At 38.0% G+C, this 12644-nt stretch carries 11 protein-coding genes; 3 read left to right on the top strand and 8 right to left on the bottom strand.

Features of this window, described 5'->3' with window-relative positions; all coding sequences use genetic code 11:
* Positions 1-154: 154 nt before the first annotated feature.
* From ACPYKA_RS13095 to ACPYKA_RS13080, 4 genes are all read right to left on the bottom strand, one after another.
* Positions 155-757: an ECF transporter S component gene (locus ACPYKA_RS13095; protein ID WP_479542705.1), complete on the bottom strand. Its 603-nt coding sequence runs from the start codon at positions 755-757 to the stop codon at positions 155-157.
* 299 nt (positions 758-1056) lie between these two features.
* Positions 1057-1758, bottom strand: coding sequence for a Crp/Fnr family transcriptional regulator (locus tag ACPYKA_RS13090; RefSeq protein ID WP_479542704.1), 702 nt, complete (start codon positions 1756-1758; stop codon positions 1057-1059).
* A gap of 115 nt (positions 1759-1873) precedes the next feature.
* Positions 1874-3406: an SAP domain-containing protein gene (locus ACPYKA_RS13085; RefSeq protein WP_479542703.1), complete on the bottom strand. Its 1533-nt coding sequence runs from the start codon at positions 3404-3406 to the stop codon at positions 1874-1876.
* A 210-nt stretch (positions 3407-3616) separates the two neighbouring features.
* On the bottom strand, positions 3617-4096 hold the full coding sequence (locus tag ACPYKA_RS13080; protein ID WP_479542708.1) for a helicase-related protein: 480 nt from the start codon (positions 4094-4096) through the stop codon (positions 3617-3619).
* A gap of 416 nt (positions 4097-4512) precedes the next feature.
* Between ACPYKA_RS13080 and ACPYKA_RS13075 the strand changes: the two genes are divergently transcribed.
* A complete protein-coding gene (locus ACPYKA_RS13075; protein ID WP_479542707.1) occupies positions 4513-4707 on the top strand; it encodes a YgjP-like metallopeptidase domain-containing protein in 195 nt (64 codons plus the stop codon).
* Between the two features lie 146 nt (positions 4708-4853).
* Positions 4854-4994 carry a hypothetical protein gene (locus ACPYKA_RS13070; RefSeq protein WP_479542702.1) on the top strand — a complete coding sequence of 47 codons (141 nt, stop codon included), beginning with the start codon at positions 4854-4856 and terminating at the stop codon, positions 4992-4994.
* A gap of 895 nt (positions 4995-5889) precedes the next feature.
* Here the strand turns inward: ACPYKA_RS13070 and ACPYKA_RS13065 are convergent.
* The 3 genes from ACPYKA_RS13065 to ACPYKA_RS13055 form a co-directional block, all read right to left on the bottom strand.
* Complete coding sequence (locus ACPYKA_RS13065) at positions 5890-7173, bottom strand: IS110 family RNA-guided transposase (RefSeq protein WP_479542701.1); 1284 nt, start codon at positions 7171-7173, stop codon at positions 5890-5892.
* A 123-nt stretch (positions 7174-7296) separates the two neighbouring features.
* Entirely contained in the window at positions 7297-8472 is a 1176-nt protein-coding gene (locus ACPYKA_RS13060) for a restriction endonuclease subunit S (RefSeq protein WP_479542700.1), read from the bottom strand.
* Complete coding sequence (locus ACPYKA_RS13055) at positions 8469-9947, bottom strand: type I restriction-modification system subunit M (RefSeq protein WP_479542699.1); 1479 nt, start codon at positions 9945-9947, stop codon at positions 8469-8471. The genes ACPYKA_RS13060 and ACPYKA_RS13055 overlap by 4 nt, the downstream gene beginning before the upstream one ends.
* Before the next feature lie 166 nt (positions 9948-10113).
* Here ACPYKA_RS13055 and ACPYKA_RS13050 point away from each other — a divergent pair, with 166 nt between their 5' ends.
* Positions 10114-11787 (top strand): SLC13 family permease, encoded by a 1674-nt coding sequence (locus tag ACPYKA_RS13050; protein WP_479542698.1) that lies wholly within the window; start codon positions 10114-10116, stop codon positions 11785-11787.
* A 373-nt stretch (positions 11788-12160) separates the two neighbouring features.
* Here the strand turns inward: ACPYKA_RS13050 and ACPYKA_RS13045 are convergent, their stop codons facing one another.
* The gene (locus ACPYKA_RS13045) at positions 12161-12637 is read right to left on the bottom strand and encodes a superoxide dismutase family protein (protein WP_479542706.1); all 477 of its coding nucleotides are present in this window, start codon (positions 12635-12637) and stop codon (positions 12161-12163) included.
* Between the last annotated feature and the right edge of the window lie 7 nt (positions 12638-12644).

Genomic DNA, 12644 nt, shown 5'->3' with positions numbered 1-12644 from the left:
TGTTCAGCAGATGAAGACATATAATAAACCTCTTCCTTGAAATGCTCGTCTGAAGGCTGCAGTCGGTTTTCATTCCAATGCTATCTTTTCATCTTATAAATCCTCTTGTTCATTAGATACTGCATGTTCACCTCCAGCTTTCCTATGCGGCTATTCATACATGCACCCCTTTCTTAATATAAGGTTCACCGTAATTTAGCTTAATTAAGAACCTGTCTGGAACCCTTCTAATAATCAGCCAGCTAATACCGAAGTTTATAATTGTATTGATTGAACCTGAAATTAAATTTGTGGACACAACAGAATTCCATAATTCCTTACCTGTAGCAAGAAATGTTGCTGTAAGCAAGTCTGTCCCTGCACCTGTCACCCCACCAAATAGAAAAACTGTAACGATGGCTGCAGGAATGGCTGATACAATTGTTAAAAGTACACAAGCGATAATGATGCCGAAAATATTTGTATAGAATCTCCACTTAGATAAATATCCTGATAAAAAGCCAACACTCATTGACACAACACTAAACCCTATTGCAATGGGATTAATCATCCCGTTTACAACGTTTCCCAGTAAACCTGTCAGCAATCCAATCCAAGGTCCCGCGATCATCGATACCATCATTGTTCCTATTTGGTCAATAAAAACAGGTAATTTTAAAATAGTCGATAATTGATAACCAACTACGTTTAATGAAACACCTACAGGAATCAATAACAGTGCCAGCAATGAAAAATCATATTTTATTCCTCGTTTCATCTTTCCGCTCCTTTTTGATTTCATCAATCTACGTTATATAAATCATTCCACATTTAAATATTACTTCCTTTAAATACCGGCAACGATCAAACGATTAAAGCGTTATCATTCATTCGTAAATTGGATATTTGGATTAAACCCAGTATATCTTTTTTAATATAAGGTATGAAAGGACAGATGTCCTCTCAGAAATAATCACTGAAAACGCAATAAAAAATCCGAACTATTACCAAATCCCTCCTTCAAGATTTGATTTAGTTCGAATTTCTTTAACAGGTCTTATAGATCTTTTATGATTACTATTTATGTTCTATCACTATTAAATTATCCATATATAATATACTCTGTTTCATTTTCGCATATTGCTGTTTGGACATGGTTAACTTTCGATCGGTGCTCGATAGCTCATTACGTTGTTTTAATTGTTTTATGCTCCTGCCAACGGTACGAACACTTATCCCTAAACGGCTTGCAATATCCTTATAATAAACATTTATACTGACGGAATCCGTTTGCCCTCTGTTATTTTCATAATACCGAATAAAATAATACCTTAGGCGGTCAATACCTTTATAATGATAAAAAATGCCATCATTTCCTGACCTGTTATATAAGTCTTCAGCTAATAATACAGTACACCTTCTTAAGGATAAATTGGACATAATCAGCTGGTAAACGAATGCTGAATCTAATCTGACCGCAGTTACCTCTGTTATACATGTTATTGTTGCAATGTATTGCTCCTTCCTGGAAAGCACCTCCAGCAATCCGATATTTCCATTTGTTTTATCCACCTGAAAATAGCTATAATCGCTTCCGTCCTCATAATCCCTTAAACCAACAGCTATTACTTCTTTTATGAAATAGACATCATTGAGAAAGTCCCCTCTGGAAATGATCACTGAATTTGGTTTAAAAACTATCTCTGTCCCATGTTCACTTATAAAATCAGAAATAATGGACAAATTAAATTCTGTCTCAACCGCATATTTATCCCACATCTTTTTAAGTCCATCCGGCTTCTCTCCAAATCCACATATATTAAGCAGAAAACTCCTCCCAAATCCGTCTGTAAAATTTCATGCAACTGGTGAATGGATTTTAAGTGAATTATCTTTATTTTAAACTATATTTTTGTGTCCACTCCAACCTGCTCATTAATGAGTTTCGGGTTAGTTCTCCAGACATGTTGAAAACTTGCAAATTAAATTCTGGGCTTTTTTGATCAGAATAACTTCTCCACTGTTCAGCTACATATTTTAAATCAGATGCCTTTATTAAAGCGACATCTGTATCCTCTTCTGAAAATGCCTTCAATTTTTGCGCCTGCGCCACTGCTTCTGTAGTATAATCTTGCACAATGACCAAAAACAATGTAACACGCATTTCCTCCGAACGGATATATCTCAAAAATTGATTAAAGTGATCTTCCGGAAAATTATACGGCTCTTCGGTACTTTTATTATCCCACAATACTACATTAGTATTGTTAAATTGAATCTTTCCATCAGCGTGCTTTGTACCTTTCATTTCCATTAAATTTAATCCAAATTTTCGTTCGAACAAATAGCGGGTTGCCTCTTCAAAATAATTATCGACCTGTTTATCTTTTTCAATAATTTTATTCACACGTAGGGTTTTATAATCTCGTGCAGCAAATTCCTCGAAGAAATCATATAATCTTGCTCTATCATCCGTGGGGTCCGACAATTCCGGCGAAGATAACATTTCATAATAATCTATGATATTCTGCACTTTTTCTTTTTTAGAACCACTTATTTTTGTTCCCTCTAATGTTCTAAGTATTTCGGTTAATTCGGTAGAGCTAAATGTTTTTAATGCAGTCGAAGGTAAAATGTTGTGATTAATAATCCTCTCCACAAGGTTTTCCTTTCTTCCACTAACGTTAAAGTTCAAACTACTGAGCACATCACGTAATTGATTTACATTTAGGTCATTTAGTAAGGTTTTATATACTTCATTCCTTAATTCTCCACCCATCTCATACCGAATAACACGTGCAATATCCTCTGGGATGATATAATAAGATGTGTCTTCCCTAAAACGTAGAATTAGGCCTCTTGTCTGTAAATTAATGAGCGAACGGTTAATTTGTTGATGCGTATGAAATTTGTTTCCTTTTTGGGGGAATCTACCAATTTGGCACTCCATTAGATAATGATCACGTTTGGAAAGTTCGAGTTCATTTCGGAGCACATTTAAAATATTTATCTCGTGAGCATTTAAAGAATCATCTTTTTTCCATGCTTCGTATAATACAGACCTATAGATTTGCTTGGCATCTTTTGGTATAAATTTTTCGATATACTCCTGATCATTACTTTGTTCCAAAATTTCTTTTTCCATTTCCAAAACTTCTTTGAGAATATCCGATTCACTTAAAATGTATCCCTCCTTTTCCATCAGTGACATTAAAATCATTTCATTCAACAGCGTAACATCTCGAGGTTCATCACTAAAGTCCAAGTTCCTTTTTACACGATCTTTGTTTTGAAACTCGTCTATATTCTTCAAAACAACCGAACGCATCTCATCTTCTGTTTCCATTTGAACATCTTTTAAAAAGCTATCGACAATTCTCCCTAAATATAATTTCGTCATTTTTGGTAATATATCCTGTAAATACATGCCAATCAACCCCCAATTTTATTTCATTTTATTAGATGGTATATTTCCTTTGTTAGTAGCACTATATTACTATCTTAACACAAAAATGACTAATAAATCGAAAAAATTCTACGTTTAATGATAGACATACTGCCTAATCAAACGATTTCGTGACCGTATAAACATTTTTGATAGATGAATGGAAGTTCCAATTATATTTACAAACGAATATCACCCCACTTTTTGTTCCAAGCGTTCTTTCTCCAATTTCAGTACTTTTTGCTTCATCGATTGTTCTTCCGTTTCTTCTTGTTCACTTAATGCAAGTGACGCAACATCAGACTCCCTGGCATATAAATCGAATAAATTAGCTTTCTCACCCAATACTTCCAACATGGTTACATCGATGCTGTCTTCGGTTAACAGTCGATAAACAACAACATTTCTTGATTGCCCCATTCGGTAGGAGCGGCTGATTGCTTGTTCTTCGGTAGATGGCTTCCATTGCGGCTCGCATAAAATCACAATATTTGCTGCTTGTATGTTCAATCCAACACCGACTGCAGTAATTTGGCTGACCAAAACAGCTCCTGATTGTGCGTTTGTAAATTCATCAATGATCGCTTGTCTTCTTGCATTGGGGACACTCCCTGTAATTGCTTCAAATGTTCTACCTTTTAAATGTTGCTGACCTTCTTCCCGTTCAACTATAATTAATTTCCTTTCCAGTTTAGTACAATTTTATCATAGATTTGTGACTTATTGGCGGAGATGTTTTTGAACTTTCTGATGTATCCCTGCCTTATTTTTTCAACAAATCAAAACATATTTTCAATCATAAGCACTTCGTTTTTGATGTTTATCAACACCCCCGGTTTAAAAATTGCCGTAACTGGCTTTTTCTCTCTCTTTTATTATTTCAGGCCAAGGTTGTTCATAAAATTGCCCTAACCGTCCCACCTATGTAAAATAAGGTGTGAAAGGTAGGGGAAAACATGCCTAGCATCAAATATGGAACCACGATTATCCTACAATCTGCACAGACAAACCCGCAAAGACGCCAAAATATCCATAGACCTCGTAAATGGTGTAGTGATATACGGCACCAGAACAGAAGGTAACTATGGATCAATTGGCGTATTGTCATGGCGCCAATTCGTGTCATGGATTATGTGATTGTACATGAGCTAGCACATCTGGTCATTTTCGAGCATAGTCCAAAGTTTTGGCATACGATTAAATCCGTCTTACCTGATTATGAAATGCAAAAAGAATGGCTCCGTGTCCATGGCATGGAGTTGCATTGTATCAATGATCATTAAATGAGACCATGACTCTATTCGTACGTCTGCATTTTATTTGGGAGATAGTTAATATTATTCACACCCTTTTGATGAAAAAGAATGCTTTAATAGAATCGTAATGATATAATACAAATATCCCCCGAAGAGAAAGGGGGTGAGTAGATGTGGCAGAAGTTTTAGTACTGTTTACGACAGCGATAAACTTGGCAATTGCTGTTATTAATTTAACCGTTGTCATTTTATCAAATCGTAAAAAGGAAAAGGACTTTCAATCTGCTTGCGACAGAAGAAAGCCCAAAGACTAAGACCCGGAGAGGATTAATTTTCTCTCCACCATATTCTACTCTTAGTATATAAGGAATATGCAAAATACACAAGAAAAAGAGGTAGGATTATGGTATGGATTGCCTTAATCATTTCATTTGTTACATTAGGGATTTCGCTTTACACCCTTCATTTAGTACGTAAAGGTTAGTACTGCTGCTTTTGCAAAAAAGACGATCAGCGGTAGAACTTCTCAAGCATCACTATCCATAACTTGTTTCGCTATTATGCACTTCATCCAAAATATGTTTATTACGTATATAGACAGATTTTCTTCAGGAATTAAGGAACGTTTATCTTTTTTGTTTATTTTAATATGGAAATTGCTCAATAAAAAGACCCCTCTTTATGGGATGTCTAATCTATCTTGTATTCTTCTTTACCGATCTCTTTCCCACCTACACCTTGTGTGGCAATTAATTCAACAGGTGTTTTTTCATCATCAAGTTCATAGGCGATGGAATTCTCTACCGTTCCTCCCTCTATATAATTAAAATATCTTCAAAATGCTCTTGTTTTCTTAGAATTTCTCAAACACCTATTTAGGAATATTGCGGGGGAGTGGATAATGATTGGAATACAGAATATTCTAATGCACTCTAATCCATCCTAACGACCAAATTGTAGTATTTGGTTAAAATTGGTATAACCATGCTTCATTACTCCACACTACTTATGGTCGCTCACCCTCCCATGTATCACGGGATTAAATCCACACATTCCTTCGTCCTGCGTATCCACAAGGTGGAGGTCGGAAAAGCTCCTTTGCTGGGTCGTGCCCGAATGGAAATAATAAGCTCCGACTCTGCATTATCGGTGTTTGTTGATTCCAGAAATCCAAGTACATTTATCCATAAATCTTTTCACAAAGGCTTTTTAAGCTGCCTGCAATGAACCTGTTTGAGGTAATCCCTTCAATAGCTTGTTTCCATCAAATTCACACTGTTTTTGCCCTATGACAAACAATACACGTAATAGCTTCCCGCACAATGCAATAAGCGATTGCTGCTTTTTCAATGGATGATTGGGGCGGGTCGTGTAATACGTATGCAGCGCTTTGAACGTTGGATTACTCGCCACTAGTGGTCGTACTGCCAAATATAAGGCTTTTCGCAGTTTCTTCCGCCCACGTTTAGTTATTTTTGTTTGCCCTTTGAATTTTCCAGAGCTATGCTCCCGTAACGATAAGCCTGCCATATTCACGAGTTGTTGAGGGTGATGGTATTTCGTAATATCCCCAACTTCCGCGAAAAAGGTAGCTACAGTCGTTGGTCCAAGCCCTTTAATAGCCATCATTTCTTTGGCTCCTGGGATATCTTGCATCAACTCAGCTATTTCTTGATCCAGTTCTTCTAGCTGGTTACGATGTAATTCATATTGATCCAAAAGGCTGTGTAATTCTTTTTTGGCAAAGCGCAAGCCAATTTTAATACCAACACTTTTGTTGGCTTTATCAACCAAAGCCGTTGCTCGTTTGATGCCAACACCACGTTTAATGACGGTTTTCCATTGAGCCAATACTTCTTCCGGTGTCATGTCACGAATATCAGAAGGAAATGGAAACTCGCGTAATGTGAATAAGGCTGTCTTTCCATCCCAATCTTTAAACACATCGTTAAACTCCGGGAAGTATCGCTGTAGATTGTTTTGAACGCGCCCTTCAATGATTGTTAGCTGTTTGGTTAGTTGATCTCTTAATTTGACTGCTTCTCTTAATTCGGCATAAATGCCATCGAGAAGATTCGGTACAGAGTATCGCCCATCCTTTACTAACTGCGCAATAACACGTGCATCTTTAGTGTCATTTTTCGTTGGTGAATTATCATCGACCTCTTTCAACTTCTTTACGTGCATCGGATTAACCAGCACAAAATCATAGTCCTTGGCTACCAGATAATAGGCCAAGCTTAGCCAGTAATGCCCTGTTGGCTCCACTCCAAAAATAACACGACTCTTTTCGTTCTTTTTCTGGAGCTTGACCGTCCAATCCAGCAGCTGTTGAAAACCATGTATTCGATTGTCAAAGATCAGTCTTTTGCCAAATTCGTACCCTCTGTCATCCTGTGCACGTGCCACATGTTTATCCTTGGCAATGTCAATTCCTACAATGAGGGTAGATGGTGTGATTTGCGATATTTTGCGATTTTGATTATAATTCATGGTGAGTCCTCTCCTTGGTATTTATTTAAATTCGGGGTCATTGCAATGACACCCTGTACTATACCAAGAGGACTCTTTTTTGTTCAATCCTCAAATTTCTTCATTACAGGAATGCTCCTTTCGTTAGGTTGTTAGCTTGGTAGATTCATTTTGAAATAGTTTGCCGTTGAAGGCTTTTTGGGTCATGGATTTCTTTAATTCTTCAAATCTGGTTAACTGTTGGTTCAATGATATAATCATACTCTCTATTTGCTTAACTTTCTTTGAAAAGGATATTTGTTGTTTTATATTTGGTACTGGAATTTCCAGATTTTTAACCTTATTAAATTCCAAGTTATGTGCTGTTACAGAACGTACCTGAGATAACAAAACTGGTGCGAAACACTTAAGTGAATACAAAAGGTATTCTGGAGTCAGAATTGTTTTTTTGGGGATGAATGCTTTCATATCCTGATTAATAGCTACCTCACCTTTATTTATAGCTACAGGAAGTGTATGTTTTAATATACCACTTCTTATTACCATTAGAACCGAGTTTTCTGGTATCTGTTTAGCGGAACTATTTTTTATTGCCTGCCTGTTAATATAGTCAATAGTAGTCTCGATAAATTCTCTTTTCATATCCTTTGGAGTTACCCAAGGTATATTACCTATATAGTACTCTGGATGTCTTTTAGACGGGGTTCCTCCACCTATAATTTCATCACATAAATTAACTAATTGTTTCTTGTTAAACCCTTTTTTATTCGTTACAGGATCTCCAAACATATCCAAGAAAATACTTTGCTTTAAAGAAGATAATGCTTCGACTTGTTGTTTGCGTTTTTTGATTAATAGATTTGCTTTATTTAGTACATTAACAATTTCCTTTTGCCTTTCTAAATCAGGTACATCAACCCCTATATTTTTAAAATCTCTAACAGAAATATTATCTATAATGGACTTTTTAGATAATCCGGCAATATCTTGAATAATTGATTTGACCAGGAAATAAAGCCATTCCTTATCGATATTTTTTTTGGGTAGGATCTTTATAATACGCTGGTTCAGTAAACCTATAGGTCCTTTCCATAAATCAACCTTTACATTTCCAGATAAACTTACTAGTATATCGTTCTTATGCACTAAAAACCTTTCATCATACTCCTGCTCCCAATACTTATAGGTATCTACAGTATTATTCAGGTTTTGGATTCTAATGACAGGTAAACCTTTCACCGTTTTCTCTTTAAACTCTCTAGATTTCCAAGCATAACCTGAAACAATATTAGCTATATCACCAATTGTTTTTACTTTCATAGGTCATCGTCCCTTAATATTGCGTCTAACTCATTCAAACCACTTACAATTTCATTTTCCAACTCTAACACCCTGTTAATTATTCTAGTCGGCTCCTCATACTCCACTTCTTCATAAACAACTTCCTTATACTTATTAATCGACAAATCATAATCATTCTCCCGCAATTCCTCAACCGGCACAAAGAATGATTGATCCGTCCGCTTCCTGTCTTTTTCCGCCTCCAGGTTATTAAACCGCGCCACAATATCCGGAATATCATTTTCCTCAACAGGGGTTCGTTTATCGTCTAATGAAAGACCATCCGCTTTCATATCATAAAACCAGACGTTATCAGTCCCGCCGGCATCTGTTTTTGTGAAAATAAGCACACCTGTGGACACACCAGCATATGGTTTAAAAATCCCGCTTGGCATGCTGATGACTGCTTCCAATTTATGATTTTCTATCAGTTCTTTACGGATTGCTTTATGTGCATTCGATGCTCCAAACAAGACGCCATCGGGCACAATTGTTGCACCACGTCCGCCTTTTTTCAACAAGCGTAAAAACAGACTAACAAATAATAGCTCCGTCTTCTTTGTCTTTGCGGTTTTTAATAGATCGTCTGATACAGATTCATAGTCCAACGATCCCTTAAACGGCGGATTGGCCAGAACAAGCGTATATTTTTCCCTGTCTCTGTTCTGTTCGGATAAACTGTCCCGGTACGTAATGTTCGGGTTATCAACGTCATGCAACATCATATTCATCGCACCAATCCGAAGCATCGTGCTGTCAATTTCAAATCCATGAAACATGTCTTGGTTAAAGTGATCCCTCAACCCTTGTACAAAAAACATGTCATTGTGATTTTTCCTTAAATACCGACTCGCGGACACGAGAAAACCAGCCGTTCCTGCCGCCGGATCGATAATAACATCTTGCGGAGTCGGCTTCACCATTTCAACAATCATATCAATAATCTGTCTCGGCGTACGGAACTGTCCGTTGGTACCGGAACTTTGCAACTTGGATAGTAGATACTCGTATAAGTCACCAAGTGTGTCCATCTCTTGGTCCCCGCTTGTTGCTTTTGGCAGGTCGTTGATACCAGCAACAACCCGTGATAATAGGGAAGGTGTTGGAATAACAAAAACCGCGTCTTTTAAATGGTTCGCATATGCTGAATCCTTTTCACCCATGGACTTAATGAATGGAAACACTTTTTGTGAAACGACCGCAAACATTTCCTCTGGTCCCATATTCGAAAAGCTTGTCCATCTTAATTCGGGTTGGTCTTTAGGAAAAATGCCTTCATGTGGAATCCCAAGTAACTCGGCATCCATTTCCTTCTTTTTCTCATTATCATCTAAGCCTTTAATATATAATAAATAGGTAAATTGTTCGATAACAGTAAGCGGGTTGGTAATTCCGCCTGTCCAGAATGTTTCCCATATCCGATCAACTTTGTTTCGTAATTCTCCTGTAATCATCTGTGCACCTCTTTTGGTATAATGCTGATTCTATTATACTATAGGGCACTTATTTCAAAAAGGTAGAAAGCAATATTTTCCCTCCATCAAAGTTATTGAAACTACTAGTATGAAATATGTTATACTATTTAATATTCATAACATTGACTTAAGGAGGAATACTACCATGATCACAGCAACATGGAACTGGCTTTGGGATAAGCATGATGAAGTAAAAGACATGCTGCGTTTTTTCACCAGGGCCAATTCATCCAACATGGCAAAGGGGCAGACAGATAAAACTTCCAGGCAAAACCAATCCTCACAAAATGGCAATGATGGAGGGAATGGTGGTAGTAACGGTAAGCAGCGTATTTACAAGCCGGCCCAGTGGATTGGACTATTTGCCGGGCCAATATTATTCATACTGACATTATTATTTTATGCGCCTGAAGGCTTGTCAAAACCGGGGATTGCCGTCTTGGCCAGTACAATTTGGATTGCTATCTGGTGGATGACCGAGGCGATTCCGATCCCGGCAACATCCTTATTGCCAATCGTATTATTTCCGTTGACAAACGCCCTGGATTTAGGCGCCACGACATCTTCCTATGGCAGCGATACGATCTTCTTATTCATGGGCGGATTCATGGTCGCTTTAGCAATGGAAAAATGGGACCTGCACAAACGAATTGCATTAGCCATCATATCTGTCATTGGTACGAATATGAATCGAATCGTGCTAGGCTTCATGGTCGCAACAGGTTTTTTATCCATGTGGATTTCCAACACAGCAACAGCAATGATGATGGTACCAATCGGGTTGGCAATTACTTATCAAGTGGCTGATGCCTTGAAAGACAACCCATCTATCGACACTTCTGAAAAAAATTTTGGATTCGGAAAAGCATTGATGCTTGGGATTGCTTACTCTGCATCGCTTGGTGGTATCGCTACATTGATCGGGACACCGCCGAATGCCGCGCTTGCCGGTGTCATTAAAAAAATGTATGATATCGATCTCTCATTTGCGACCTGGATGTTATTTGGCGTACCGGTTGCATGGATTTTCATCTTTTTTGCATGGTTTTATTTAGTTAAAATTGCCTATCCGCAAAAAGTGAAAACACTACCAGGCGGAAAAAGAATTATCAGGTCGGAGAAAGATAAACTTGGTAAGGCATCTTATGAAGAGAAAGCCGTTTTTGTCATTTTCGTTCTTACAGCCTTGGCGTGGATTACTCGGTCATTCGTCCTTGTCAAAATCAATCCTAATATTGATGATGCCATTATCGCAATGGCTGCAGCAATCGTACTATTCATCATACCGTCCAAAAATAAAAAAGGCGATTTTTTACTGGATTGGAACACTGCAGTCAAACTACCATGGGGAATTTTGCTATTGTTCGGCGGCGGTTTGGCTATTGCAGCCGGTTTTACAGAATCTGGTTTATCCGAATGGATTGGTAAGCAATTAGCAGCATTAGAAGGCATGAATATCATTGTGGTCTTATTGGTCGTTACGACGTTGGTCATATTCCTGACCGAGATTACGTCCAACACAGCAACAGCGAATATGATGTTTCCAATCATGGCTGCACTTGCTGCGGCGCTTGGCATTCACCCATATTCCGTTATGATTGCTGCTGCAGTTGCATCTTCGTGTGCGTTCATGTTACCTGTTGCAACACCACCAAACGCTGTTGTTTTTGGTTCAGGTTATTTACGGATACCAGACATGGCAAAAGCAGGATTTGCATTGAATATATTCGGAATCATTCTCGTCACAGCGGCAATATATATACTCCTTCCGCTCGTCTGGGGAATTGACCTTGGCCATATACCAGACGCATTCAAATAATATGAAAGGGAGACCTGGTAAACAGAGGCCGCTGAAAAAGTATCATTTTTTAATCAAATGAAAATCGTTTCCCAAATTTCCTTGCACAAATCACCTTGAAGTGGGGAACAACACATACTTTTACATTTGATTCACACTGCATAGTGGGAAAATAAACTTCAAAAATATGTTTTTCAGTGGCCTCGGTAAACAGGAGCTCTCTTTTGTATCTATTTCCAAATTGGTTAACAAAATCTATGACATTATCCATCTACCACTTTTTATTCCGTCGTTTTTTAACAAAATGACCAGGACATTTCAGCACATACACAAATTTTATCCCAGGCACTCGCGCAAATACTAATAACCTTTTGCGTGTGTGCCTGGCATCCACTTAATACGCTCTAATAGCACCGCAGCCAATGCGCTTTCCAGAATTACCAGACGGTTGTGTTCGAAAGTCATCCGGATTTTCATGAATAATTACCGACTTGTCAATAATATCTTGACTCTTGAATCGGTTGGTAAAAAACGACATTCTTGAATAACCGTTGTTGGAAAACAAAACGGGAAAATCCCCAGGGTGATGGCCATGTGGCTGATTATTCGGATTCCAATGCCCGCCAGCCTGTTTAAAAGGATCTGCTTCATCTCCGACCGAGCAATCACCTTTTTCGTGGATGTGGAAACCATGTGGTCCAATTGGCGCCTTGTCACCATGTGCAGGCTGATAATGCGGCAATCCATTTACTTCAACCGTTACCTCATTTCCACCAGGGACATCGGTGAACAAAACATATCCACGCAGATTCGGTGCCAATTCGCTTCCTCTAATCTCTGCATATGCTCTACTCACTTCATTTCTTACCAGATAATAG

The sequence above is a fragment of the Pseudogracilibacillus amylolyticus (SeqCode) genome, assembly GCF_051918545.1.
GTDB lineage: Bacteria > Bacillota > Bacilli > Bacillales > Amphibacillaceae > Pseudogracilibacillus.
Note: the sequence above shows the minus strand (reverse complement) of the source record. Positions and strands in the feature narration are given on the sequence as shown.

Bases quoted from the DNA above. Each gene is read 5' to 3' on its own strand.
- ACPYKA_RS13055 (WP_479542699.1), bottom strand. From the start codon at position 9,947: ATGATTACAGGAGAATTACGAAACAAAGTTGATCGGATATGGGAAACA.
- ACPYKA_RS13065 (WP_479542701.1), bottom strand. From the start codon at position 7,173: ATGAATTATAATCAAAATCGCAAAATATCGCAAATCACACCATCTACC.
- ACPYKA_RS13060 (WP_479542700.1), bottom strand. From the start codon at position 8,472: ATGAAAGTAAAAACAATTGGTGATATAGCTAATATTGTTTCAGGTTAT.
- ACPYKA_RS13090 (WP_479542704.1), bottom strand. From the start codon at position 1,758: ATGTGGGATAAATATGCGGTTGAGACAGAATTTAATTTGTCCATTATT.
- ACPYKA_RS13085 (WP_479542703.1), bottom strand. From the start codon at position 3,406: ATGTATTTACAGGATATATTACCAAAAATGACGAAATTATATTTAGGG.
- ACPYKA_RS13050 (WP_479542698.1), top strand. From the start codon at position 10,114: ATGATCACAGCAACATGGAACTGGCTTTGGGATAAGCATGATGAAGTA.
- ACPYKA_RS13095 (WP_479542705.1), bottom strand. From the start codon at position 757: ATGAAACGAGGAATAAAATATGATTTTTCATTGCTGGCACTGTTATTG.